Genomic DNA, 25,027 nt, shown 5'->3' with positions numbered 1-25,027 from the left:
TCGCCTAGAGTGCCAAAGAACTTGGATATGTAGGAGCAACGCCATGTATGACCTGGCTGTTTTGTGGGAGTGGATGGCCTTTTCCGTCCGCTGGCTGCATGTGATCACGGCGATGGCGTGGATCGGTGCGTCATTCTATTTTATCGCGCTCGACCTGATGCTTAAGCCGAACCCTGCCTTGCCAGAAGGGGCCTATGGCGAAGAGTGGGAAGTGCACGGGGGTGGGTTCTATCACACCGTCAAATATCTTGTCGCACCCGCGCGTATGCCCGAGCACCTGACCTGGCACAAATGGCAGAGCTATACGACGTGGCTTTCGGGTGCGGCCTTGCTCATGATCATATATTGGGTCGGGGGCGAGTTGTTCCTGCTTGATCCGACCAAAGCGGACCTGGCGTTGTGGCAGGGGATATTGATTTCAGGCGGGTCACTGACTATCGGCTGGCTGCTTTACGACCAGATGTGCAAGTCGCGCCTGAGTGAGCAACCCACCGCGCTAATGCTGTTGCTTTTCGTGATTCTGGTGGCCATGTCATGGGGTTACAATCAGATTTTTACCGGTCGTGCCGCGCTTTTGCACCTGGGTGCGTTCACCGCAACCATCATGACGGCCAATGTGTTCTTCCAGATCATGCCCAACCAGCGGATCGTGGTGGAAGACCTCAAGGCCGGTCGGACGCCGGACGCCAAATATGGGAAAATCGCCAAGGTGCGTTCGACGCACAACAACTACCTGACCTTGCCTGTCGTGTTCCTGATGCTGTCGAACCATTATCCTCTGGCCTTTGGCACCCAGTATTCATGGATCATCGCCAGCCTGATTTTTCTGACCGGCGTGACCATTCGTCACTACTTCAACACGATGCACGCAACCGGGAAAGGGCCGCACTGGACCTGGGGTGTCACTGTCATCCTCATGATCGTGATCGCATGGCTGTCTTCTGTCAGAACCGGCGAGACATGGGAGGACGCCGAAGCAAGGGCGCTGACACCTTACGAGGAAAAATTTGCGTCGGCTACGGGGTTTGAAGAAGCCTATGACACTGTTCTGGGCAACTGCTCGATGTGCCATGCCCGCGAGCCGGTTTATGGCACCATGAAATGGGCCCCCAAGAAGGTTTATCTTGAAACACCCGGCGATGTTGCCCGACACGCCGACCAGATTTACCTGCAGGCCGGAATCAGCCATGCAATGCCGCCACCTTCAGCGGTTCAAATGGACGTGGAAGCGCGCCAAACCATCATCGCATGGGTACGCGAGGTCAAAGGGCAGTAGGATTTTCGCAGGACGACTTACTGGCCTTCACTTCTTGCCCCCTGCCGCGGCACGAACCCCAAGTCTTTGCCACTCAAACAAAGCAGGGCGCGCAAGACCTGTTGCCGCCCCCGGCCTAGCGCGATGGTGGGGTCAGCCATTGGGCCGACATACTAAAGTTTGAATTCTTTAACTCTTGCTTGGCAATCGCCTGCAAATGCACCTCATCCGGCCCATCCGCATATCGCAGCGCGCGTGCCCAGGTATAGCTGTCGGCCAGCGGAGTATCCGGGGTCATGCCCATCGCGCCAAAGACCTGCATCGCGCGATCCGTCACAGCGGCATGCACATTGGGTGCCACCACCTTGATCAATGAAATCTCTCGGAACGCTTCTTTGGCGCCCACCTGATCAATCTTCCAGGCTGCTTTCAGGGTCAGCAACCGCGCCTGTTCGATCTCTAACCGGGACTTGGCGATCCATTCGCGGATCACGCCTTGTTCTGCAAGCTGCTTGCCAAACGCCTTTCGCTCCTGCGCGCGTTCGACCATCAGGTTAAGCGCCATTTCCGCCGCACCGATCGATCGCATGCAATGGTGGATGCGACCCGGCCCAAGCCGGGCCTGCGCCAGTGCGAACCCGCTGCCTTCCTCGCCCAAAAGATTGCTGACCGGGACGCGCACATCCTTGAAGACCAGCTCGGCATGGCCTTCGGGGTCGTGCATGTTCAGAATGGTCGGGTTGCGAACAATCTCAAAACCGGGCGTGTCCTTCGGGACAATGACCATGCTTTGCTGTTTGTGTCGATCCGCATTGGGATCTGTTTTACCCATCACGATAAACAATCTGGTGTTCGGATGGCAGGCGTTTGTGATGAACCACTTGCGGCCATTAATGACATATTCATCCCCCTCTCGCCGGATCGAAGTGGTAATATTGGTCGCGTCCGAACTGGCCACATCCGGTTCAGTCATCGCAAACGAGGATCGGATTTCACCGTTCAAAAGCGGCACCAGCCACGTCTCGCGCTGTTCCGGGGTGGCGAACATGTGCAACAGTTCCATGTTGCCGGTATCCGGCGCACTGCAATTGAACACTTCCGAAGACCAGGCCACCTGCCCCATAAGTTCGGCCAGCGGCGCGTATTCCAGATTGCTCAGCCGGGTGCCGGGTTCATCGTCGCGCAGGCTGGGCAGGAACAAGTTCCACAACCCTTCGGCCCGGGCCAACGCCTTGAGATCTTCCATAAACGAGACCGGGAAACTGCCCGCCGCCATTTCTTCTTTGTGATCGCGTATGCGCGGGTAGATATGCGCCTCCATAAACGCTTTCAGGCGGTCATACATTTCCGTGGCGCGCGGCGATGGGGCAAAATCCATGGCGGTTCCTTCCTGTGCGTTGTGGCGGTGGTATCCTCGAACCCTGTTTGCGCCAGCACGGCCGCCAAGGCACTGTCTTCTGGTGAGTTTTATCTGGCGCTTGATTACGCTCAGTTTGCGCAATCACTCCAATATGAAAAGAGGAAAAAACCAATACCGCAGTCTGCCGGCGTGAAACGTCAGGTCATTGCACGTCAGCCTTATGACCCGGGCTCGGTCATAAGGCTCATTTGTCTTTGCTCTCAGATCCGGGTGGACCAACAAAACGCAAGGGCTTGATCGGGCCCCACTCGGAGATTTACTCCGCGGGGCGAAATTCACATCGCCCGCCCCCGAAAGTGCCTCTCAACCTGCCTTTGGCGTTCACACAGAACTAGGCCGGTGGTTTCAGGCCCAGCTGTTTCACGGCGGTGCCTGCTGTCTGAACCCAACGCTCTTTTAGAGCGTTGTTACCATTGTGGCGCAAGCCCAGCGATTCCAGAAGCTCAAACCGTTTCAAATCATCGCCACCAAAGGACACAGCGACACGCGGCCACCAATAGTTAACCGCATCCTGCATCTGCTCTGTCTCTCCGCTCTTGGCAAGCTTCACAGCACCTTCCAGCGCCAACGCACCATGATGGGCTTCGACCGGGGCGATGCTGCGGAACGCTTCGGCCAACGGTTGATAGGAAACCATTGAAAACTCGGCCAGTTGTTCCATGACCGCACGGCTCATCAGCAGGTTCATGATGACGGCGTCGGTCCAGCCCGAGATCGGATAATTGAATACGGCAAGGCGCATGTCATGCGCGCTGCGGGTCGCGCCGATATCTGCGTCTCGATCCAGGCGCGCCGTCCACGGATGATGTGTGGCATATCTCTCGGTATCGGCCCCGAACTCACCCATTATCCTGAGAACCTGATCGGCGTGATCCGTTTTCTCAAGAACAATCCTGGCGGCTGCGATCCGTTCCTTGATGCCCGGACCCTGATTGATGATGTCCGCAAAACCGGCGGCACCGGCAAGTTCGCTGTCCACGAACGTGGCCATCAGCTTCATGAGTTCGGCGCGGTAGCGCGGCGGAACATTGGTCGGGTTGGTCAGCACACCGCCTGCGGCCAGATAGCTGTCGAGTGTCATGGTGTCAGTCATCGGTCTTCTCCCTTTACTGGTCGTAGTCCACGACCACACGGTCGGTGACCGGATAGGCCTGACAGCTCAGCACATAGCCTTTTTCAACCTCGTAATCCTCAAGCGCGTGATTGGCGAGCATTTCAACTTCGCCTTCCAGAACGCGGCAGCGGCAGGTTGAACAGACACCGGCCTTGCAGGCGTAAGGGGCGTCCATGGCATTTTCCAAGGCTGCGTCCAGAATGGATTGGTCCTTGGGCAGAGTTATCGTCTGAGTGGACCCATCAAGAGTGATTGATGCGCTGGTTTGGTTCGCCTGCGTACCCGCATCTGCCGCACCTTCCTTGCGTTTGGCCCGGCCCGGCTGAGCGCTGGCAAAGAGTTCAAACTTGATCTGCCTGTCGTCAAGCCCATGCGCGCGCAGCGCGGCAGCAATCCCCAGCATCATCGGCTCGGGGCCGCAGATAAAGGCTGTGTCCACGTTCTGGATATCGACCCAATGTTCGAACAGGTCAGCGCATTTTTCCTGCGTCACCAGACCGGTGAACAGGTCTATCTCCTGCGCATCCGCCTCAAGAATATGGATTACGTTCAGGCGGCCCATATAGAGGTTCTTCAGGTCTTCCAGCTCCTCGCGGAACATGATCGTGTTGATGCCCTTGTTGGCGTAGATCAGCGTAAAGCGGGATTTGGGTTCGCGGGTCAGTGTCGTCTTCAGGATCGACAGAACCGGCGTGATGCCAGAGCCGCCAGCGAAACCGAGATACTGCTTTTCCGCATCAGCATCGATCGGAGTGTGAAAGCTGCCCATCGGTGGCATCGCCTGCACAACGTCCCCGACGTTAAGCTCGGAATTGGCCCAACTGGAGAACGCGCCGCCGTCGACACGTTTGATCCCGACTTGCAGTACCCCGTCATCCTTGCCCGCACAAATGGAGTAGGACCGGCGCAGCTCTTCTCCGTCAAAGTCGCGGCGAAACGTCAGGTACTGGCCTGCGGTGAAATCGAATTGATCCGCCGCGCCGTTGACGGGTTCAAGCGTCACGACAACCGCATCGCGGATGGTTTTGTGGATGTCGGTGACTTTCAGGTCATGAAAACGTGCCATCCGGTGCTCCTCCTCAGATGCACTTGAAATAGTCAAAGGGTTCCAGGCAGTCAGTGCAGCGCCAATGGGCCTTGCACGGGGTCGAGCCGAATTGGCTGACCTTTTCAACCGCTTTACTGCCGCAATGTGGGCAACGCTCTGGCCCACCCGCCGGTTGTGGCGGGGCGATGCCAAACTCTTCCAGCTTGGCGCGACCTTTTTCGCTCAGCCAATCGGTTGTCCAGGCTGGTGAGATGCAGGTTTCTATGCGCAGATCTCCGATGCCGTGATCGCGCAGGGCGGTTTCGATATCCATACTGATGATGGATGTCGCCGGGCAACCGGAATAGGTTGGCGTGACGGTTACGACCAGAGTGTCAGCGTCCCAGCGCACATCGCGCACAATGCCCAAATCCACGACGGAAATAACCGGGATTTCGGGATCGGGCACGGTATCCAGCCAGCTCCATATCTGGTCAGTCGAGACCCGCATCCGCTTTTACCAGCTTGCACCGGGATAGGCGCGCTGCAGCCACTGCATCTGCGACAGCAGATGGCCCAGATGTTCGGTATGCATGCGCCCGTCCCGCCCGCCTTTATGGGCAAATCGGCTTTCCGGAAGGATCAATGTCGCCTTGGCCAGAACCCGTTTGACCAACGCATCATATTCGTCGCGCAGGTCGGCTGGGTTCGGCGCAATCCCGGCCGCAGCAATCTGAGCGTCGATGTCGTCGCTGACAAACATCTCGCCTACATATGGCCAGAGGTAATCCAGCGCCGCCTGCATCCGGGTGTGACTTTCTTCGGTTCCATCACCCAGACCTACGACCGTTTCTGCCGAACGCTCCAGATGATAGGCGACTTCCTTGCTGGCTTTGGCAGCAATCGCGGCGACACGATCATCAGAAGATGTCAGAAGACGACCGAGCATGATCGAATGCCAGGCATCGAACAGGAACTGGCGCATCAGGGTGCGGCCGAAATCACCGTTCGGAACCTCGACCAACAACACATTGCGGAAATCCCACGCGTCGCGCAGAAATGCCAGATCATCGGCGGTTTTGCCGCCGCCTATCTCTCCGGCAAGGCCAAGCCACATCTGGGTCTGCCCAATCAGGTCCAGCGCCGTGTTGGCCAGTGCAATATCCTCCTCCAACACTGGCGCGTGGCCGCACCATTCGCTGACGCGATGGCCCAGGATCAGGGTATTGTCCCCCATCCGCAGCAGGAACTGCTGAAACGCTTCGTCGCGGGTCATCACATCGCCCCCACTTCTTCGGGGATGTCGAAAAAGGTCGGGTGTCGGTACACTTTGCTTTCGCTGGGCTCATACAACGGACCTTTGTCACTGGGCGACGAGGCCGAGATGTTGTTGGCTTCTACCACCCAAATCGAGACGCCTTCGTTGCGGCGGGTATAGACGTCGCGTGCGTTCTTGATCGCCATTTCCGCGTCCGGGGCATGCAGCGAGCCGACATGTCGGTGGCTCATCCCATGTTGACCGCGGATGAAGATTTCCCACAGGGGCCATTCGGTATTCATCGGGTTTCCTCCTCAGGGTAAGCTTATTCGGCAGCCAGATTGCCGGCCTGTTTCTTGCGGGCGTGGGCCAACAGCCCGTCACGCACCCATTTGCCGTCATCCCAAGCCTTGTTGCGCGCCGCCAGACGGTCGACGTTGCAGGGGCCGTTGCCCTTGATCACATCGAAGAATTCCGACCAATCCGGCTCTGAGAAATCGTAATGCCCGCGCTCTTCGTTCCACTTCAGGTTCGGGTCGGGGATTGTCAGTCCCAGATATTCGGCCTGTGGGACGGTCTGGTCGACGAATTTCTGGCGCAGCTCATCATTGGTGTTGATCTTGATCTTCCAAGCCATCGACTGCGCGGAGTGGACAGAATCCTTGTCGGACGGTCCAAACATCATCAACGACGGGTACCAGAAGCGATTCATCGCGTCCTGCGCCATCTTGCGCTGCTCGGGCGTGCCTTCGGCCATTTTGCGGATCGCGTCATAGCCTTGGCGCTGATGGAAGCTTTCTTCCTTGCAGATGCGGATCATGGCGCGTGAGTACGGCCCGTAAGACGTTCTTTGCAGCGGCACTTGATTCATGATTGCAGCGCCATCGACCAGCCATCCGACCGCGCCAATATCCGCCCAGTTCAGCGTCGGGTAATTGAAGATCGACGAGTATTTCATGCGACCGTCCAGCAGCATCTCGGTGATCTCATCGCGGCTGACACCCAGTGTTTCGGCCGCACAATAAAGGTAGAGCCCATGGCCGGCTTCATCCTGCACCTTGGCCAGAAGGATCGCCTTGCGTTGCAGCGTCGGCGCACGCGTGATCCAGTTCCCTTCGGGCAATTGCCCGACGATCTCGGAATGCGCGTGCTGTCCGATCTGGCGGATCAGCGTCTTGCGATACCCCTGAGGCATCCAGTCCTTGGGTTCAATCTTGATATCCGCGTCGATCCGCGCCTGAAATTCAGCAAGCTTTTCAGGATCATCGTTTGACGCCTCGGATTCTACCATCTGAGCATACATGTCCCGCCTCCTCCGTTACACGCGTTCAAGAATAAGTGCAGCGCCTTGCCCGACGCCGACGCACATTGTGCAAAGCGCATAGCGCCCTTTGGTGCGTTTCAGTTGGTACGCTGCGGTCAACACAAGTCGGGCGCCGCTCATTCCCAATGGATGACCAAGGGCGATTGCACCGCCATTCGGGTTCACATGGGCGGCGTCATCGGGCAGGCCAAGCTCTCGCAGTGTAGCCAGACCTTGCGACGCAAACGCCTCGTTCAATTCGATCACATCCATCTGGTCGATGCTCAGCCCCGCGCGCGCCAAAACCTTTCGGCTGGCAGGAACCGGACCAATACCCATAACCCGAGGCTCGACGCCCGCGACAGACATACCGACCACACGGGCAATCGGGGTCAAACCATTCTTTGCCGCTGCCACTTCATTCGCCATCAGGATCGCGGCGGCACCGTCATTCACGCCCGAGGCATTCCCAGCGGTCACTGTTTTCTCCGGCCCGTTCACACCCACGAGGCCCGAGAGTTTTTCCGCTGTGGTTCCCGGGCGAGGATGTTCATCCGTATCGACAACAATCGGATCGCCCTTGCGCTGTGGAATCGTAACCGGTGTGATTTCCTCGTGGAACACGCCTGCCGCGTGGGCCGCAGCCCATCTCGCCTGACTGCGCGCGGCAAAGGCGTCCTGGTCTTCACGGCTGATCCCATAATCTTCAGCGACATTGTCAGCCGTTTGCGGCATGGAATCGACGCCATACTGCTGCTTTAGCCTTGGGTTCACAAAGCGCCAGCCAATCGTGGTGTCGTAAACCGCATTGCTGCGCGTAAACGCCGACGTCGCTTTGGGCATTACAAACGGTGCGCGCGACATGCTTTCCACGCCACCCGCAACAGCAAGATCATAATCGCCTGCCTTGATACCACGCGCCGCCATTCCGACAGCATCCATACCACTGGCGCACAAGCGGTTTATCGTTGTTCCCGGCACGTCCGTCGGCAATCCAGCAAGCAGTGCCGCCATCCGGGCAACGTTGCGATTGCTCTCTCCTGCCTGGTTGGCATCGCCATAAATGACGTCATCCACACTGGTCCAGTCGACTTGCGGGTTGCGCGCCATCAGGGCCGCCAGCGGGATAGCCGCCAGATCATCCGTGCGAACCGATGAAAGCGCACCACCATACCGCCCAATCGGGGTGCGGGTTGCGTCGCAGATGAAGGCGTCCATCAATTGGGTCTCCTGTTGGAACACAAGTCATTAACCGTCTGGTCGGTTAATAAATGCTCAATCGATTCGGCGCAAGCATTATGTTACCACGTAATCGCTTCTGTCAGCTTTCTGTAACATTAAATGGCACTTCTTTCACATCCGTCTTCCAACCCCCAAGAGCGCCATCCCGAGCTCGGCAAAAAACGAGTCAACCACCCGCCGCAGATTCCAGCGTTGCAAGATCCGGTTTGGACAATTGTCCCAGCAGTCGGGACACCGCCGCGCGACACTCCGCGCCCTTCCAATCGGCGGGCAAAAAGGCCGGAGGCAGGGACGGATGGCGCAGGACCAAACGACGCCACCCATGCACAATCAATACGCGCAGCACCGCTATTTTAAGCGGATCGCCGACGCCATCGACAGGCAGCATTTGCTCGGTGATTTGAATGGAATGCAAAAACTGATCATAGGCAGACTTCAGCACTTCAGGGCCACAAAGGTCGCGCAGCCAGCCGGGGATCGAAGTAGCGCTGCTTTCAACACCCAGCAGTTCTTCAAGGTTCTCCGGGACGGGTCCTGCCGACATGGCTGTTGTGTGGTTAACTGAAATATAGTCTCCAGTAAGCATCAGATCTGCCAGCTCTATTCGCGAACTTTCTGAACTGCTGGCAACAAGCACATGCCAGGTTTCTGGCGTATTCGTCTCGCTGGAATAGATGCGCGGGGCAGCGGCGGCGCTTTGACTGCGGCCATATTCGGTCAGTCTGTGCACGCTGTTTCGCCCGACCCGCGTGCTTTCGATCCAGCCTTCCTTGCGCAGCCTGTGCAGCGCAACACGCGTGGCTTCGGCCTTGATCCCCGCAAGGTTGGTCAGTGCTGTGATCAACGCGCCGCTAACTTGGTCAGACCCGCTCTGGGCCAGATCGCCGAATATCGTGACCAGAACTGACCACACACGTTGCGTGCCAGTTGTGGTCAACTGGCTGACGCAGGTTTCGAACCATTCTGGAGCCGTATCTTTCATAAGCACAGTATAATCGGGCCGGAGGGAAATGCCATCCAGCCCCTGCGCACCTGCACTTGTGCCTAGTAGGCAACCATGGTCAGCAACTCGTATTCTGCGACCAGCTCATCATCCTGCTGTGTCAGGGTAACGTGCCAGCGAACCTCGCCGTAGTCATCATTGCGCTTGGTCTTGTGCTTGACCGTCAAACGCACCTTGATGGTGTCACCTGCCTCGACCGGTTTCATGAAACGCAGCCCGTCAAGACCGGTATTTGCCAAAACCGGCCCCTCGTTCGGTTCGACGAACAATCCGGCTGCGAAAGACAACAGCAAGTATCCATGTGCAATGCGACCCGGGAAGAACGGGTTACGTTCCGCCGCCGCCTGATCCATATGCGCATAGAAGGTATCACCGGTGAAGTTGGCGAAGTGTTCAATGTCCTCCATGGTGATGGTTCTTGGCGCCGTGTAAAGGGTCTCACCAATCGACAGATCGTGAAACCGGCGGGTAAAGGGATGAGCAGGACCTTCGATTTCGGTCGCGCCAGGCACCCATTTCCGGCCAATCGCTGTCAGCAGATCGGGCGAACCCTGAATGGCGGTGCGCTGCATATAGTGTTTCACACCCCGTACCCCGCCCATTTCTTCGCCGCCACCGGCGCGTCCCGGACCGCCATGAACCATGTGCGGCAGAGGTGAGCCATGACCGGTGGATTCCTTCATCGAGTCGCGGTTGTTGAAATACAGACGCCCGTGATAAGCCCCTGATCCCATGGCAACCTGTCGCGCAACCTCGGGATCATGGGTGATCACCGACGCCACCAGAGAGCCCTGCCCCCGGTTCGCCAGTTCGATGGCATGGTCAAGATCGCGATACCCCATCACTGTGCTGACCGGACCAAAGGCTTCAGTGTCGTGCACACGCTGCGCCGCGTCAGGATTAGCGCAATGGAAGAGCATGGGCGGCAGGAACGCACCCTTTTCGGCATCAGCGCCCTCAACCGCGAAATCATCGGGGTTGCCGAAGACACGCTCGGCCTCTTGGCCGAGAATGGCGGCCTTTTCCAGAACATCACGCTTCTGACCGTTCGAAACCAACGCACCCATGCGGGTGGTTTCCAGCTTTGGGTCGCCAATGGTCGTTTTCGCCAGACGTGCCGACAACGCGTCAATTACCACCTGTACCTGCGGTTCGGGCGCGATGATCCGACGGATTGCGGTGCATTTCTGCCCTGCCTTCGTGGTCATCTCGCGCTGGACTTCCTTCACGAAGAGGTCAAATTCCGGCGTGCCCGGCGCGGCATCGGGGCCAAGGATCGAACAGTTCAGGCTGTCCTGTTCCGCAACAAACCGTACCGAGTTCTCAAGGATCACCGGGTTGGAGCGCAGTTTCAGGGCCGTATCGGCGGATCCGGTAAAGCTGACCACGTCCTGCATGGTCAGACGGTCCAGCATGTCACCCAAACCACCCGAGACCAACTGCAATGCACCCGCTGGCAAGATGCCGGACTCAAGCATCAACCGAACACACAGCTCGGTCACATAACACGAGCTTGTGGCGGGTTTTACAATCGCCGGAACGCCCGCCAGAAGGGTTGGGGCAAGCTTTTCCAGCATCCCCCAAACCGGAAAATTGAACGCGTTGATGTGAATTGCCACGCCTTGTAGCGGGATGCAGATGTGCTGCCCCAGGAAAGTACCGTTGCGCGAAAGCTGCTCAACATCGCCATCCAGATAGACATGACCGTCCGGCATTTCACGACGACCTTTTGCGGCAAAGACAAACATCGTTCCGATGCCGCCGTCGATATCAATCATATGATCCGATTGCGTCGCACCAGTGTTGAAAGACAAATCATACATGGCCTGCTTGTGCTGGCCCAAATGCATAGACAGCGCCTTGAGCATTTTGGCCCGTTCGTGGAACGTCATTTTGCGCAGTGCCGGCCCCCCGACATTGCGCGCATAGTCCAACATCCCCTGGACATCCAACGCGCTGTTACCCGCTGCGGCGATAACCTCGCCGGTCACAGCGCTTGTTACTGCGCGGGCACCCTCGCCGGGCGAAACCCACTCACCGGCTGCAAAGCTGGAAATCTGTTGGATAGTCATGAGCGTCTCCTCATCTTATTCGCGATCCCCGCGCTGCCACAGGCCGGTCTTGCGAAATCATATTTTAAACCGTACGGTCGGTCAATAAATTACCAAGCTATTTTCCCAAGCCAGGTTTTTCAGACCCGCGCGGGAATTCGTGTAAACCCCCGAAACCGGATGCGCCCGCCCCGTTCGGCGCCGTCGGTGATGCGATAGTCTGGAAAACGGGCCAGAAACCGGCCCACGGCCACCCGGCCCTCCAGACGCGCGAGGGTCAGACCAACGCAGGTATGAGGCCCTCCGGCAAAAGCGTGATGCTTGTTCGGGCGTCTGTCCAAGATCATCTCGTCGGGCCAGTCAAACTGCCGTGGATCACGGTTGGCCGCGCCGATACACAGATGAACATCAGTACCTGCCGGAATGGTCTGACCGTGGAATACTACATCAACGGTGGTCAGACGATTACCGAACTGGTTCGGGCTTTCCAGCCGCAGAAACTCGTCCACGGCCGAACCGATCAGATCCGGGTCGGCCAGTAACTCCGCCCGCTTGGCGCGGTGCCGGTCCAACAGGTCCAATGCGTTGCCGATCAGGTTTGTTGTGGTCTCGTGACCCGCATTCAGGATGAAAATGCAGTTCTGATACAGCTCGACCTCGGTCAGGCCACCATCCGTGTCGTCCTGGATCAGCCGGGTCAGGACATCCGTTACCGGATCTCCGGGGTTGGCGCGACGATCCTCGATGATATGCCGCAGGAAGTCCTTGAAGTCCGAGACCGAGCGGTTACCCCACTCTTCCTGCTCCGGCGTCAATTGCGGCTCCAACGCTCCAAGAATGGCCAGAGACCAATCGCGCAATGGCCCGCGTTCGGATCGTGGTATACCCAGCAGATTGCCAATGATCTCGATCGGGATTGCCCCGGCAAAATCCTCGATCAATTCGACGTTGCCCTTGACCTGCATCTCTTCCAGCAGCCCATCGACAAGCTGGATCAGACCCGGTTCCATTTGCGCCAACGCGCGCGGGTTCATCGCGCCGACCATCACCTTGCGAACACGGGTATGCAGCGGCGGGTCATTAAACACCAAACTGGTGGTGTGGTGTTCATACAAAGGGCTGTCGACCCCGAATTTGGGACCAAATACCGCTTTCTTGTCCGATATGAATCGCGAGGTGTCCCGGTAAACAAGGTCCAGATCCTCGTATCGGGACAGGATAACCGATCCGTCACGTTGCCAGCAGACGGGCGTATCTTCGCGCAGCGCAGCGTAGGCAGGATAGGGATCTGTATGAAACCCGTCTGGAAGCGCGGTCAGAGAGAACATCAGTGCCCCATCGCCCCCATTTGTTCAGGTAGAACCAACACCAACCATGGCACCAGAACGATCAGAGCTAGCCGGAAGATATCCGCCACCCAGAACGGAGTGACACCCTTAAAGATTGTTCCTGTTGACACATCTCCGACCACGCCTTTCAGAATGAAGACATTCAAGCCGACGGGTGGAGTGATCAGGCTGATCTCGGTCACGACAACCACAACAATGCCGAACCAGATCGGATCATACCCCAACGATGTGACCAACGGGAAAAAGATCGGCACCGTCAGCAGCAGCATCGACAGGGATTCAAAAACACAACCCAAAATGATGTAGATCCCAAGGATCATCAGGATCACCACAAAAGGTTCAACGTCATATGCGGTAACCAATGCGATGAGCGCTTCGGGCAGACCGGCAAGGTTGATGAAATTCGAAAAGATCTGTGCCCCGATCAGAACCGAGAACAATGCCGCTGCGGTATAGGTGGTTTCCTTCAGCACCTCAAACGTCGACCCCAAAGTAAGCCCGCCTCGTGACAGCGCGATCAGGAAAGCGCCCATTGCGCCCATGCCTGCCGCCTCGGTCGGGCTGAAGGTCAGGTTCAGCGGATGAAAATCGAAAGCTCCGTACAATCCGCCAATAACCAGAAAGAACAGCAGCAATACGGCCCAGACCGAGCGCACCGCCGACAAACGCTCGGACCAGCCGTGACGTTCACCCGCCGGTCCCGACTCGGGTTTGCGCGCGACGGTCCAGCTGACGGCGAGCAGGTAGAACAGAATGCCAAGCAGACCGGGAATGATACCCGCAACGAAAAGTTTCCCAATCGAGGTTTCGGTCAGCAGCCCGTAAATGACCAGGATCACCGAAGGCGGAATAAGGATACCAAGCGTACCGCCCGCTGCAATCGATGCCGTCGACAGCTCGTCGGAATAACCATAGCGGCGCATTTCCGGCATTGCGACCTTGGACATGGTGGCCGCCGTTGCCAGAGACGAGCCGCAAATGGCTGAAAAGCCTCCGCATGCCGCAACCGTCGCCATGGCGATACCGCCCCGGAAATGGCCCAGAAAAGCGTTTGAAACTGCGTAAAGCTCGCGCGCAAGCCCACCTTTATTCACGAACAAGCCCATGAGGATAAACAGCGGGACGACCGACAGGCCGTAATCCTGCGCGGTGTCGGTGATCTGACGACCCACCATCGACATCGCGGCCTTCAACCCACGCTCGGACAGGATGCTGCCGCCGCGTTCATAGGCAAAGCCAAGCGTTCCGACCAATCCCATTGCAAACACGATAGGCAAGCGCACCAGCACAAGAACAAGAACAAGAACAAAACCGATCAGCGCAGCGGTCATTGGGGGTGCTCCGACAATGTGTGGGGGGCAAAGAAGTGCAAGATGCCGGTGATGATCATTGCAACAGCGGTGATCGCTATGAACCCCGAGATGAACCAGCCTACATAGAAGACTGGGATCGAAAGATATTCCGTGACGTCCCCGTAATCCCGCGCACGTTCAGCCAATACCCAAACACGCTGAATCGGCCAAAAAAGCATAATGCCAGAGAACAGATACACAATCGCATCACGTACCCGACTTAACCGCAGGCGTGAAAACAGCCCATCCGTCAGATCCACAGCGATTTGACCCTTGCCTGCTGAGATCATCGGCAAGACCGAGAACACGAGGACGGCCATCAGGATCCGGGTCAGTTCCGTGGCCGCCTCGATCGGGGCATTGAATACAGATCGTAGGATGACATCAAAGAAAGTCATCACCATCAAGATGAACAGCGCGGCACAGGCCAGCAGCGTAGGCACGATACTGACGCGACGCGCAAAGGTCACGAGAGATTGCATAACGGGTCCCCAGCGGGTGAAATCGGCCGGCGGATCGCGTCCGCCAGCCAGTCTGCGTTATTGCGCAGCCATTTCATTTACGATCATGTCATAGGCGGCCTGGGCGTCGATGCCTGTGCCATTGACTTCGTCGATAACTTTGGCACGTACATCCACAGCAATTGCATTGAACTTTTCAAGATCTTCAGCGGATGCTGCATGAATCGCGTTGCCTTCGGTGCCTTCGGTCTCTTCGCGGCCGATCGCATCGATCTCATCCCAGATTTTGCCAATCTCGCGGCTCAGCGGTTCCCCGAAGACGTTTTCTTCCAGCGCTGCCTGCAGATCGGCGGGCAGGTCAGCAAAGGTGTCCTCGTTCATGATAAAGGCAAACGAACCGCGATACAGGCCGCCAGGGACCTCATAAACGTTCTGCGCCACTTCCGTCAGCTTGAAACCTTTACGGGATTCAAAGGGCATGACGACGCCATCTGCGGCCTTGGAGGCCAGGGTTTCATACACTTTCGGTGCAGGAACCTGGATACCGGTTGCACCCAGCGCCGTGCCCACGTCACCGCCAACACCGCCGGGGATGCGAACCTTGAGACCCGAGACTTCGTCCAGAGACGTCACCGGGCTGCTGGAATGCAGCTGAGCCGGACCATGCGTGTGCAAGGCGATCACTTTCACGCCACGGTGTTCATCCGCCGCCTTCAAATGCGCGTCATATGCCCGCCAATACGCAACCGACGCAGCCTCGGCCGAACCTTCGTATCCGGGCAGTTCGATCATCTTGGTGGTGACAAACCGGCCTGGCTGATAGCCGTGGAATATGATCGAGGCATCAGCGGCGCCATCCATGATCAGGTCCATCTGCGCGGGGGGCGGGGCAAGGCCCAGCTTCAGCTCGGCGGTGACCTGACCATCGGTGGCCTCTTCGATCATCTCGACGAATTTCGGCCACATCTTGGCATTGATGCCATGGGTCGGCGGGGCCCAGCTGGAAATGGTCAGCGTATAGTCTGCTGCAAGCGCCACTGTACCTGAAACGGCCAGTGCAGCTGAGGCAAGAAGTGTGCTCAACCTTGTGAATTTCATAGTTCTGTCTCCTCCCTGTGAAACATGAGTCAAGAATGCGTTAATGGTCACTTTTGTAACCATCAACTTGTTAATTGTCTCCAAGACAGCCCGCGACGCGCCATGAACCGGGGCTTTCCTTGGCTACGGTTTCCATCATTGCGTGCGACGTGTTGGCTCCGATTTCCTTGCAATAGTTCATCGGCCCGCCGCGCCAGCGCGGAAAGCCGTAGCCGTGAATTTGAACCATATCGACGGCTTCCGCGGACTCGGCGATCCCCTGCTGAATGATCAACGCGCCCTCGTTGGCCAGCACCGCCAAAATGCGCGACACGATTTCGTCCTGCGCGTATGCCCGCCGCGTTACGCCCCGTTCAGCCGAGTAGGACTCGATCAATGCCTCCACTTCGGGATCGCGGATTGATTCGCGATGACCCTCTTCGTAGCGATACCATCCTTTGCCCGTGCGTTGGCCAAGACGACCCATCTCGCAAAGTTGGTCAGCGATCGTCACATAGCGTTCGTTCGGGTCGCGGGTTGCGGCATTGCGTTTTCGGTTGGCCCAGGCGATTTGGAGGCCTGTCAGATCTTGCAGCTCGTAAGGCCCCATGGGCATCCCGAAAGCTCGCATTGCCTGGTCCACCTGATAAGGCAACGCCCCATCCGCCAGCAAATAATCAGCCTCGCGCCGATACGCAGCCAACATCCGGTTGCCAATAAAACCATCGCAGATGCCCGACACGACAGAAACCTTGCGAAGCCTTTTTCCAAGCGCAAACCCGGTAGCGACAACTTCGGGCGAAGTTTGCGGCGTATGCACGACTTCCAACAGCTTCATGACATGGGCAGGGCTGAAGAAGTGCAGACCAATGCACCGCGATTGATTTTCGATACCTGCGAAGATCTCGACCGGGCTCAAGTACGACGTGTTCGTGGCCAGAATCGCGTCACGCTGCATATGGCTGGCCAATTCTGCAAAAACCTGTTGCTTGATTGACAAGTCTTCAAACACAGCCTCGATAGCCAACTGAACGTCGGCAGCTTCGGAGTAGCTGTCTACGGCGCAAAACGCGGCAAGGCGTTCCTGCAGCTGTGCTTCGGACATGTTGCCCCGCTTGACTGCCCCCTTTAGCAGCCCCTCTACCCGATCACGGGCTGCGGTCGCTGCTTCCGTATCCCTCTCGATCAGAGTGACCGACAACCCGCCATTCAGGGCTGCGGTGGCGATCCCCGCCCCCATCAACCCGCCACCGACAACTGCGATCCGGCTGATATCGCGCGGGGTAACACCTGCGATCATTGAAGGTCTGGCAACCTTGCGCTCGGCAAAAAAGGCGTATCGCAGGGCGCGGCTTTCAGGGCTTTGACGCAGCGCCAGATGGCGCGCCCGCTCTTTCGGCTGTGCAACAGCAAAGGGTTCGGACGACCAGCTGAGCGCGGTCAGGTTTTCCAGCGGTGATTGCTGACCCCTGGCGGTTCTTTTCAAAGCCTGACGGCTCGTCTTCAGAAGGTCAGACGCGACTTCGCCGACGGGCCGTTGACTGACAGGTGCCGGGCGCTTTGGCAGGTTGGCGACAAAATCCAGAACAGCCGACATTGGGTTATCGGCAATCAGGTCAATTCCCCCGAGATTGGCCATTTCTTCGGCTTTCAGGATTTTTCCCGAACAGGCGATGTCGACCGCCGCTTCCATTCCAACAAGGCGCGGCAATCGCTGCGTGCCCCCCGCCCCCGGGATCAGGCCCACATTGACTTCCGGCAGCCCAAAGCAGGTGCCCGGCGCTGCGATCCGCCACGCGCAGGCCATGGCAATTTCAAACCCGCCACCCAACACGTTGCCGTGCATACAGGCGATAAACGGCACATTACTGTCTTCGATTTTCTGAACAACATCAGGCAAATGCGGCTCAGCCGGAGCCGCGTCAAACTCGGACATATCACCGCCCGCGATGAATGTCCGACCGGCGCAGCACAGGACGGCAACCCGAGCTTTCTGAACAGCATCGACCGCGTCAGCCAGACCCTTCCGAACCCCCGTCGAGGTTGCGTTCACCGGCGGGTTGTCGACCGTGACCCAGGCCACGTCGCCCTTAAAGTCAACACTCACCAGCGACGGCTGCGACATTGGCAATCCCTTTGATCATCCAGATTCGGTTCGGGTTTATATATTGACCAACCGTTCGGTTAATGCAATGATTAAGTTGTCACGGGAACAGATGAGACAGCCATGAGCGATACGATCCTTGTACATGATCACGGAAACTGGGTTGAAATAACCCTGAACCGCCCCGACAAGCTGAACTCGTTCAATGAGGAGATGCATCTTGCCCTTCACGACGCGCTGAAGAGCGCGCGCGAAAATGGTGCCCGCGCGATTTTGCTGACCGGCGCAGGGCGCGGTTTTTGTGCGGGTCAGGACCTTGGAGACCGCGATCCCTCGAAAATGGATGGCCCGCCCGACCTGGGCAAAACTGTACGCACTTTCTATGCCCCTCTGGTGCGACTGATCCGGTCTTTGAATTTCCCGGTTGTTTGTGCCGTAAACGGCGTGGCCGCGGGCGCGGGCGCAAACCTTGCACTGGCCTGCGACATGGTTTTGGCCGGGGAAAGCGCAAAGTTCATTCAAAGCTTTTCCAAGGTCGGGCTGATTCCGGACACAGGCGGCAGCTGGCACCTGCCCCGATTGTTGGGCGAGGCGCGCGCAAAGGGGCTGGCCCTGACAGCATTGCCCCTAACCGCCAAGCAGGCCGAAGACTGGGGGTTGATCTGGAAGGCGTTGCCCGATGATCAGCTGATGACCGAAGCACGCGCTCTTGCCGCGCAACTTGCCAACGGCCCCACCCTTGGGTTGGGCCTGACCAAGCAGTGCATTCAAACAGCAGCCACCACATCCTTGTCCGATCAGCTTGAAATTGAAGCGGACGCGATGAAAACCTGCGGGGAAAGTGCTGATTACGCCGAAGGCGTGTCCAGTTTCCTCGAAAAACGCGCACCGCATTTTCAGGGAAGATGATGATGATGACCCCAAAAGAACGCGCCCAAAAATCCGCGGCAGCGATGTGGGCCAATGACGAAGCCAGTAAATGGTTCGGGATGGAGCTTGTCGAGGTCGATGAAGGGCACGCAGTCCTGTCCCTGACTGTTGCGCCGCATCACTGCAACGGACATGGTATTTGCCATGGCGGCGTCACGCACGCTCTTGCTGACAGTGCTTTCGCCTTTGCCTGCAACAGCCGGAATGTTGCAACTGTAGCGCAGCATACGATGGTCAGCTATCTTGCACCGGGACGGAAAGATGACCGCCTGACTGCTACCGCGACAGAAGTGAACCTGTCCGGTCGCAGCGGCATCTACGACGTCCGCGTCATCAATCAAGACGATACTTTGATCGCTGAGTTTCGCGGCATGTCCCGCACCATTGGCGGCCAGAATTTTCAAGAATAGTTTCGTGACTGGAGGAGTTACGCGATGAAAGACCTTTCCCCCAACAAAGCGGACCTTGACCCGATCGAAATCGCCTCGATCGACGAAATTCGCGCCACACAGCTTGAGCGTCTGAAGTGGTCCTTGCGTCATGCTTATGAAAACGTTCCGATGTACAAACAGCGCTTTGACGAGGCTGGCGTGCATCCTGACGATCTTCAGCAGCTTTCAGATCTGTCGAAATTTCCATTCACGTACAAAAACGATCTGCGCGACAACTATCCGTTTGGCTTGTTTGCAGTCCCGCGCAGCGAGATAATTCGTCTGCATGCTTCCTCCGGCACGACAGGCAAACCGACGGTGGTTGGCTACACAAAGAATGACATCGACAATTGGGCTGATCTTGGCGCGCGGTCTCTTCGCGCGTCTGGGCTGCGCAAGGGCGACATGGTGCACAATGCCTACGGCTATGGGCTGTTCACCGGTGGGCTAGGTGCCCATTACGGGATCGAACGCCTTGGCGCGACCGTCGTCCCGATGTCGGGCGGGCAGACCGAAAAGCAGGTCAACCTGATCAATGATTTCCGGCCTGACGGGATCATGGTTACACCCTCCTACATGCTCAATATCCTTGAACAGTTCCACAAGGCGGGTCTCGACCCACGTGAGAGCTCGCTGAAGGTTGGCGTTTTTGGTGCCGAACCCTGGACTGACGCGATGCGGGCCGAGGTCGAGGCGGCCTTCGACATGCACGCCGTCGATATCTATGGCCTGTCCGAGATCATGGGCCCCGGTGTCGCCAATGAATGCGTTGAAACCAAAGACGGGCCTGTGATCTGGGAGGATCACTTCCTGCCGGAAATCATCGACCCGGCGACCGGAGAAATCCTGCCCGATGGCGAAACCGGAGAATTGGTGTTCACGACACTGACCAAAGAAGGGTTGCCGATGATCCGCTATCGCACACGCGATCTGACATGCCTGCTGCCAGGGACGGCGCGGTCCATGCGCCGGATGGCAAAGATCACCGGCCGCAGTGACGACATGATGATCCTGCGCGGCGTCAACGTCTTCCCCAGCCAGATCGAGGAACAGGTCATGGCAACGGGCGGTCTTGCCCCCTATTACCAGATCGAGCTCTACAAATCCGGTCGCATGGACGCCATGCGGGTCTTTGTTGAATCTTCCCCAGATTCCACCGACGAGCTGTCGAAAACAGCCGCTGCACGGATGCTGACCAAGCGGATCAAGGACGTCGTTGGCGTTTCAACCGAAATTGTAGTAGGGGACCCCGGCGACGTCGAACGCTCTCAGGGCAAGGCGAAGCGCGTTGTAGACAATCGCGATAAGGACTGAGCCGTGGCCCGGACAATTGCCAAAGACCACGACCAAAAGCGGGAACAGATCCTGAAGATGGCGGCAAAAGTGTTTGCCGACCAGGGATTTGACCGTGCTTCGATGACCCTTTTGGCCAAAGAATGCGGGATATCGAAAGCAAACATATATCACTACTATGACAGCAAGGATGCCATCCTGTATGACATCCTTGAAACGTACCTGCGTGAGTTGCGGGACCGGATTTGCAATGTTGATCTGGACGGCCTTAACCCCGAACAGAAACTGCGCAAAGCAGTGCGCGAGATCCTTTTTGCCTATCAAGGTGCAGATGACGAGCACCGGGTTCAGATCAGCGGCATGAGCGCATTGACCGAAGAACAGCAAAAACGTCTGCGGGGCTATCAGCTTGATCTGGTGAACTTTGTACGCGACATACTTCTGGAAATGTCGCCCGGATCCTTTGACGGCGCCAAGGACAAGCTTCGGGGAGCGACGATGTCAGTCTTTGGCATGTTAAACTGGTATTACATGTGGAACACCGGCGCAGGCCCCAAAGCCCGCGAGGATTATGCCGATCTGGTGAGCACCCTGACCATGCATGGTGTGCAAAAGCTATAGGCGTGCCCCCTTGGGGAAAACACGCTTGGGGCTGGTCACGTGTGTTATTCTGAAATCTCAGGTCAGACTGGTCGGCTATCCTGAGGCGCGCCAATAAGGACCGTGGCTGCAGCGAGCGCGTGGCCTTCTTTCTTACTTTTTGCGCATCTTCAAATCGTCTAAGAAATTGCGTTTCGCTGCCATGACCTCTTCGTCCGTCATGTTTGATCTGTTCAATTCCAGAAAATACTCTGCGGCTCCAACCGGTTGGACATTCAAGTTACTGACAGGCGTAAGATCATCGGACCTTACGTTCAGCATCGATAGCACCTTTGTGGCGGGAAATAGACGGTCACTCATGTTTGAGGTGTCTAGGGAAACGACGTCGGCTCGGGAGGATACGGCATCCTTAACTCGGGCAACCACACCAGCAAGATCTGCGCCTTGCTGAAGTAGGTCCGCGTATTCCGAAAGGCCTTCCTGAATTCGGTTCGAACGTATGTTTTGCCAATAAACACTCTTAATCCAATCAGAGGCGTTCCTGGTGGTAAAAAAGAAGGTTGCACGCGCGTTACCATCAGCGAACTTCTCGATCTCATCCAATAGCACTTCAGACAAAACCGTTACCATGGAATAAGAATACACATTTTTACGCCCTGGAATCAGGCCCGCAAACTCCTCGTTACTAATCAAAAGCGGTTTGTCTGTTTCGTTTTCAAAGCGCGCCAGAGCTTGTCTTAATTGTTTACGAAACTTATTTAGCACTCGTTCTTCTTGCACTACAGAAAAGCGCCGTGCTGAGAAGCCCGCCTCTTGCAGATCACTCGGAACCAGAATATTCACTCTGCCCTTTAATCGGGAACGATTTCTGAGCAACATTGTTTGCAGTGTTCGAGTGCCTGTTTTATGAAACCCCTGATGTATAACGACTTTCAACATTTTCTTATCTCTCGCTAAACTCTCGTCGAAGTTGCCGGAAAAGCGCTTTCCTCAATATCCTTTCATCCTTCAAAGACCTACAAGTGACCTTTGACCTACCCACCGATGGTCCCTCACTCATAACGAGAGTGAGCGTGTTAGATATTCATAGTCTTCGGTTTCGGCTTGGGCAAACTCACCTGCGGCAATGACTTCATACAGGCTGGAAAACTCAGGAAAATCACCGTTCAGGGCGATCGCACCATCATCGGTAATCACCCAAAAGAAGGTATCCCCTGCAGCACTGAACGTTGCGAATTTCATAACAGGCTCTCCCAGACATCGCGGATGACATCCGCCGCCATCAGCACGTCATCGCGGGTTGTGTCGAATTGCCCGACCTGAAAACGGATGATCTTGCGGCCATTAAACATGCCTTGCGTCAGGTAAATTCGGCCATCGTCATTCAGCGCGTCCACCAGTCGCTGCTGAGCGGCGTCATCCCCTGGACAGCGAAAGGAAAACAGGCTCAGGATCGGGCCGGTGGTGATCTCAAACCCCTCTATCGCGCCGATCTTTTCTGCAAGTTCATTGGCCCAGAGCACATGGTTGCGAATTCGGCTCCGCAACCCGTCGAGACCGTATGACCGCATCAAGAACCAGATCTTCAATGCCCGGAACCGTCGACCCAGAGGGATTGTCCATTCCGAATAATTCGTTACCTCTGCCCCTGTGGTCTTGAGGTATTCCGGTTCGATCTTAAGCGTGTTGAGCTGTGGCGTGGCGTCCCGCAGAAACTGGATCGCGCAATCGAACTGCGCCCCCATCCATTTATGTGGGTTGAAGACAATGCTGTCGTAACGATCCGCCCCGGGCCAAAGGGCCTCACGAAGCTCGGGGCAGATCATCGCCGACCCCGCCCAGGCCGCGTCGAGATGCGTATAGAGGTCGTATTTTTGCGCGATGTCAGCCACCGCCACCAGATCATCGCAGGCCCCAACCCCGGTGCCGCCCGTAATTGCAATGATACCAGCAGGTACATACCCGGCCGCGATGTCACCCTGAATTGCGACATCAAGAGCCTCTGCATCAATCGTATAGGTCGGACCACGTGTCGGCAGTTTCACCAGATTGTCCTGACCGATCCCTGCAACCCAGCAGGCCCGATCAATCGACGAATGAACCTGATCCGAGCAGTAGATGCGCAGTGCGCCCTTGGCGTTCAGGCCTTCGCGGTTGCCGGTAAACCCTGTGGCCCGTTCCCGCATGGTCAGCACAGCCGACAACGTGGCAGATGATGCGCTGTCCTGAATAACTCCGGTCGTTCCTTCCGGCAATCCAAGCGCCTGCCGCAGCCAATCGACCATGACACCTTCGACCTCGGTCGCAGCTGGTGAGGTCTGCCATAGCATGCATTGCGCCGCGATTGTGGTCACCAGCATTTCAGCCAGCATCGACGGCGGCGCTGCGTTGGCCGGGAAATAGGCAAAGAACCGGGGATGTTGCCAATGTGTGATACCCGGCATCACGATTCGTTCGAAATCGGCCATGATGGCTTCCATGGGCTCGCCACTATCGGGGGGCGATGCCTTTAGCTGGGCCGCGATTTCTCCTGGTGTGGTCTTGGCCCGAACAGGACGTTCAGCAAGTGTCTTGTGGTAATCGGCCGCCCATTTCGAAATGTGCTGACCCCAATGCGAAAACGCGTCCCAATCCATGCGCAAGCCTTCTCTTGTAACTGAACACCAATTTGTCCAGTCCCCGACCTTACCCGTTCGGCTCGCGGATTAAAGCCGAACAGGTGTGCTTTCTTCAAATGAAAAGGTCCCGAGTTCTGCCTTCAGACCGAAAAGCTGACATTCGCCTGACCTGTGCCAGAGCTGCCGAAGTAGGGGGTGTAGATGTCGATCTCACCCTTGTAGCTGCCCCAGCCCAGAGCTCCGAACAGCAAAGCCGTGTCATTCATGGCGCATTCGCCTGCGCATTTCTTCGCATAGTCCGGCAGCATTTCAAGGAACTCTTCGAACCGTCCCTGTTCCCACATCTCCAGCACGTGCATATCCATCTGGCGGTTGAACTCGCCGTTTACCGCATTCAATCCGTCGACCGAGCGCTCATTCGGCGTGAAATCATGGCTGAGTGAGCCAGAGGCCAGTATGGATACGTTCCGGTCGGAACGCCGGATACCTTCGGCAATGGCCTCACCCCAGACGCGGTTTTCCTGGATCGACGAGAACTGGTTGACTGCAACGGGCAAAACGCGCGCATTCACCCCTTCGTTGATGAAATGCATAGGCAGAAGGGTGCCATATTCCATTCCCATATCGGGGTGCGAATGGCCAAGCGCTCGCTCGCCACGCTCACGCAGAACATCAAGGATGGTTTCCCCCAACGCGTTATCTCCGCGATAATCAAACTCCATGTCTGCCAGCATGTGCGGCAGTTCATGACTGATGAAGCGGCCTTTGTGGTGCTCTTTGGTATTCAGGTGAAACCCCTGATTGGTGATCCAATGGGTGTCGAACACAAGAAACGTCTCGACCTCGCGGTCTATCGCGTCCTGGCGCAGGCGCGCATAACCATCAATGGCAGACTGCCGGATGCCTTTGTATTTTGGCATCGTGTGGGACATCCAGATACTTGGCACATGCGTGATCTTCGCGGCTTGTACGATCTTTCCCATGGCAGTTCCTCCTCGTGTTTACCGATGTCTGTGTACCAGAGCCCTTGCCCGGTTACAGTTTCCCCAGCTGCATGATGTTGTGGTTTCCGGTTGCGAAGCCGACGTGTTTTTGTTCCATGTAGAACTCGAAGCTCCAGTTGCCGCCGTCGCGGCCGA

24 protein-coding genes are annotated in these 25,027 nt (G+C 57.0%); 5 read left to right on the top strand and 19 right to left on the bottom strand.

Annotation, left to right across the window (positions count from 1 at the left end; translation table 11 throughout):
- The first annotated feature begins 43 nt into the window (after nucleotides 1–43).
- The gene (locus ACR0CE_RS19360) at nucleotides 44–1,276 is read left to right on the top strand and encodes a urate hydroxylase PuuD (RefSeq protein WP_480833484.1); all 1,233 of its coding nucleotides are present in this window, start codon (nucleotides 44–46) and stop codon (nucleotides 1,274–1,276) included.
- 115 nt (nucleotides 1,277–1,391) lie between these two features.
- On the opposite strand, the gene ACR0CE_RS19355 is transcribed toward ACR0CE_RS19360, so the two are convergent.
- From ACR0CE_RS19355 to ACR0CE_RS19285, 15 genes are all read right to left on the bottom strand, one after another.
- A complete protein-coding gene (locus ACR0CE_RS19355) occupies nucleotides 1,392–2,633 on the bottom strand; it encodes an acyl-CoA dehydrogenase family protein (protein WP_480833483.1) in 1,242 nt (413 codons plus the stop codon).
- A 373-nt stretch (nucleotides 2,634–3,006) separates the two neighbouring features.
- Nucleotides 3,007–3,768, bottom strand: coding sequence for a Phenylacetic acid catabolic protein (locus ACR0CE_RS19350; RefSeq protein WP_480507704.1), 762 nt, complete (start codon nucleotides 3,766–3,768; stop codon nucleotides 3,007–3,009).
- Nucleotides 3,769–3,781: 13 nt separating this feature from the next.
- The gene (locus tag ACR0CE_RS19345; protein ID WP_209597434.1) at nucleotides 3,782–4,855 is read right to left on the bottom strand and encodes a 2Fe-2S iron-sulfur cluster-binding protein; all 1,074 of its coding nucleotides are present in this window, start codon (nucleotides 4,853–4,855) and stop codon (nucleotides 3,782–3,784) included.
- A 13-nt stretch (nucleotides 4,856–4,868) separates the two neighbouring features.
- Nucleotides 4,869–5,327, bottom strand: a complete 459-nt coding sequence (gene paaD / locus ACR0CE_RS19340) for a 1,2-phenylacetyl-CoA epoxidase subunit PaaD (RefSeq protein WP_480507702.1) — start codon at nucleotides 5,325–5,327, stop codon at nucleotides 4,869–4,871.
- Nucleotides 5,328–5,333: 6 nt separating this feature from the next.
- On the bottom strand, nucleotides 5,334–6,092 hold the full coding sequence (gene paaC / locus ACR0CE_RS19335; protein ID WP_480507700.1) for a 1,2-phenylacetyl-CoA epoxidase subunit PaaC: 759 nt from the start codon (nucleotides 6,090–6,092) through the stop codon (nucleotides 5,334–5,336).
- Nucleotides 6,092–6,376: a 1,2-phenylacetyl-CoA epoxidase subunit PaaB gene (gene paaB, locus ACR0CE_RS19330; RefSeq protein ID WP_209507558.1), complete on the bottom strand. Its 285-nt coding sequence runs from the start codon at nucleotides 6,374–6,376 to the stop codon at nucleotides 6,092–6,094. Before paaB ends, paaC begins: the two co-directional genes overlap by 1 nt.
- A 23-nt stretch (nucleotides 6,377–6,399) precedes the next feature.
- Entirely contained in the window at nucleotides 6,400–7,377 is a 978-nt protein-coding gene (paaA, locus tag ACR0CE_RS19325; protein ID WP_480476985.1) for a 1,2-phenylacetyl-CoA epoxidase subunit PaaA, read from the bottom strand.
- Nucleotides 7,378–7,392: 15 nt separating this feature from the next.
- On the bottom strand, nucleotides 7,393–8,595 hold the full coding sequence (gene pcaF / locus ACR0CE_RS19320; RefSeq protein ID WP_480833482.1) for a 3-oxoadipyl-CoA thiolase: 1,203 nt from the start codon (nucleotides 8,593–8,595) through the stop codon (nucleotides 7,393–7,395).
- A 190-nt stretch (nucleotides 8,596–8,785) separates the two neighbouring features.
- Nucleotides 8,786–9,601: a PaaX family transcriptional regulator C-terminal domain-containing protein gene (locus ACR0CE_RS19315; RefSeq protein WP_480833481.1), complete on the bottom strand. Its 816-nt coding sequence runs from the start codon at nucleotides 9,599–9,601 to the stop codon at nucleotides 8,786–8,788.
- 62 nt (nucleotides 9,602–9,663) lie between these two features.
- Nucleotides 9,664–11,694: a phenylacetic acid degradation bifunctional protein PaaZ gene (gene paaZ, locus ACR0CE_RS19310; protein ID WP_480833479.1), complete on the bottom strand. Its 2,031-nt coding sequence runs from the start codon at nucleotides 11,692–11,694 to the stop codon at nucleotides 9,664–9,666.
- Between the two features lie 119 nt (nucleotides 11,695–11,813).
- A complete protein-coding gene (locus ACR0CE_RS19305) occupies nucleotides 11,814–13,001 on the bottom strand; it encodes a cytochrome P450 (RefSeq protein ID WP_480833478.1) in 1,188 nt (395 codons plus the stop codon).
- A complete protein-coding gene (locus ACR0CE_RS19300; RefSeq protein ID WP_209597443.1) occupies nucleotides 13,001–14,353 on the bottom strand; it encodes a TRAP transporter large permease in 1,353 nt (450 codons plus the stop codon). The genes ACR0CE_RS19305 and ACR0CE_RS19300 overlap by 1 nt, the downstream gene beginning before the upstream one ends.
- Nucleotides 14,350–14,856: a TRAP transporter small permease gene (locus tag ACR0CE_RS19295; RefSeq protein ID WP_480507688.1), complete on the bottom strand. Its 507-nt coding sequence runs from the start codon at nucleotides 14,854–14,856 to the stop codon at nucleotides 14,350–14,352. Before ACR0CE_RS19295 ends, ACR0CE_RS19300 begins: the two co-directional genes overlap by 4 nt.
- A 57-nt stretch (nucleotides 14,857–14,913) precedes the next feature.
- Nucleotides 14,914–15,933: a TRAP transporter substrate-binding protein gene (locus ACR0CE_RS19290; RefSeq protein WP_480833477.1), complete on the bottom strand. Its 1,020-nt coding sequence runs from the start codon at nucleotides 15,931–15,933 to the stop codon at nucleotides 14,914–14,916.
- 70 nt (nucleotides 15,934–16,003) lie between these two features.
- On the bottom strand, nucleotides 16,004–18,037 hold the full coding sequence (locus ACR0CE_RS19285; RefSeq protein ID WP_480833476.1) for an FAD-dependent oxidoreductase: 2,034 nt from the start codon (nucleotides 18,035–18,037) through the stop codon (nucleotides 16,004–16,006).
- Between the two features lie 102 nt (nucleotides 18,038–18,139).
- On the opposite strand from ACR0CE_RS19285, the gene paaG reads away from it, so the two are divergent.
- From paaG to ACR0CE_RS19265, 4 genes are read left to right on the top strand one after another with little or no spacing between them, the layout of a single operon-like run.
- Nucleotides 18,140–18,925, top strand: a complete 786-nt coding sequence (gene paaG / locus ACR0CE_RS19280; RefSeq protein WP_480833475.1) for a 2-(1,2-epoxy-1,2-dihydrophenyl)acetyl-CoA isomerase PaaG — start codon at nucleotides 18,140–18,142, stop codon at nucleotides 18,923–18,925.
- Nucleotides 18,926–18,930: 5 nt separating this feature from the next.
- Nucleotides 18,931–19,356, top strand: coding sequence for a hydroxyphenylacetyl-CoA thioesterase PaaI (gene paaI, locus ACR0CE_RS19275; RefSeq protein WP_480833493.1), 426 nt, complete (start codon nucleotides 18,931–18,933; stop codon nucleotides 19,354–19,356).
- A 24-nt stretch (nucleotides 19,357–19,380) separates the two neighbouring features.
- Nucleotides 19,381–20,691: a phenylacetate--CoA ligase PaaK gene (gene paaK / locus ACR0CE_RS19270; RefSeq protein ID WP_480833474.1), complete on the top strand. Its 1,311-nt coding sequence runs from the start codon at nucleotides 19,381–19,383 to the stop codon at nucleotides 20,689–20,691.
- 3 nt (nucleotides 20,692–20,694) lie between these two features.
- Nucleotides 20,695–21,291, top strand: a complete 597-nt coding sequence (locus ACR0CE_RS19265; RefSeq protein WP_480484862.1) for a TetR/AcrR family transcriptional regulator — start codon at nucleotides 20,695–20,697, stop codon at nucleotides 21,289–21,291.
- 132 nt (nucleotides 21,292–21,423) lie between these two features.
- Here ACR0CE_RS19265 and ACR0CE_RS19260 read toward each other — a convergent pair whose 3' ends face one another.
- The 4 genes from ACR0CE_RS19260 to hpaD all read right to left on the bottom strand — a co-directional run bounded on the left by ACR0CE_RS19260 (nucleotide 21,424) and on the right by hpaD (nucleotide 24,871).
- Complete coding sequence (locus ACR0CE_RS19260) at nucleotides 21,424–22,209, bottom strand: hypothetical protein (RefSeq protein ID WP_480484863.1); 786 nt, start codon at nucleotides 22,207–22,209, stop codon at nucleotides 21,424–21,426.
- A 117-nt stretch (nucleotides 22,210–22,326) separates the two neighbouring features.
- A complete protein-coding gene (locus tag ACR0CE_RS19255; RefSeq protein WP_480478160.1) occupies nucleotides 22,327–22,512 on the bottom strand; it encodes a hypothetical protein in 186 nt (61 codons plus the stop codon).
- Entirely contained in the window at nucleotides 22,509–23,906 is a 1,398-nt protein-coding gene (locus ACR0CE_RS19250) for a pyridoxal phosphate-dependent decarboxylase family protein (RefSeq protein WP_480478158.1), read from the bottom strand. The genes ACR0CE_RS19255 and ACR0CE_RS19250 overlap by 4 nt, the downstream gene beginning before the upstream one ends.
- 122 nt (nucleotides 23,907–24,028) lie before the next feature.
- Nucleotides 24,029–24,871 (bottom strand): 3,4-dihydroxyphenylacetate 2,3-dioxygenase, encoded by an 843-nt coding sequence (gene hpaD / locus ACR0CE_RS19245; protein ID WP_480484866.1) that lies wholly within the window; start codon nucleotides 24,869–24,871, stop codon nucleotides 24,029–24,031.
- Nucleotides 24,872–25,027 lie beyond the last annotated feature (156 nt).

It is taken from the genome of Ruegeria sp. L11 (assembly GCF_056531755.1).
The sequence above is the reverse complement of the archived record's forward strand: the minus strand, read 5'-3'. Positions and strand labels throughout refer to the sequence as shown.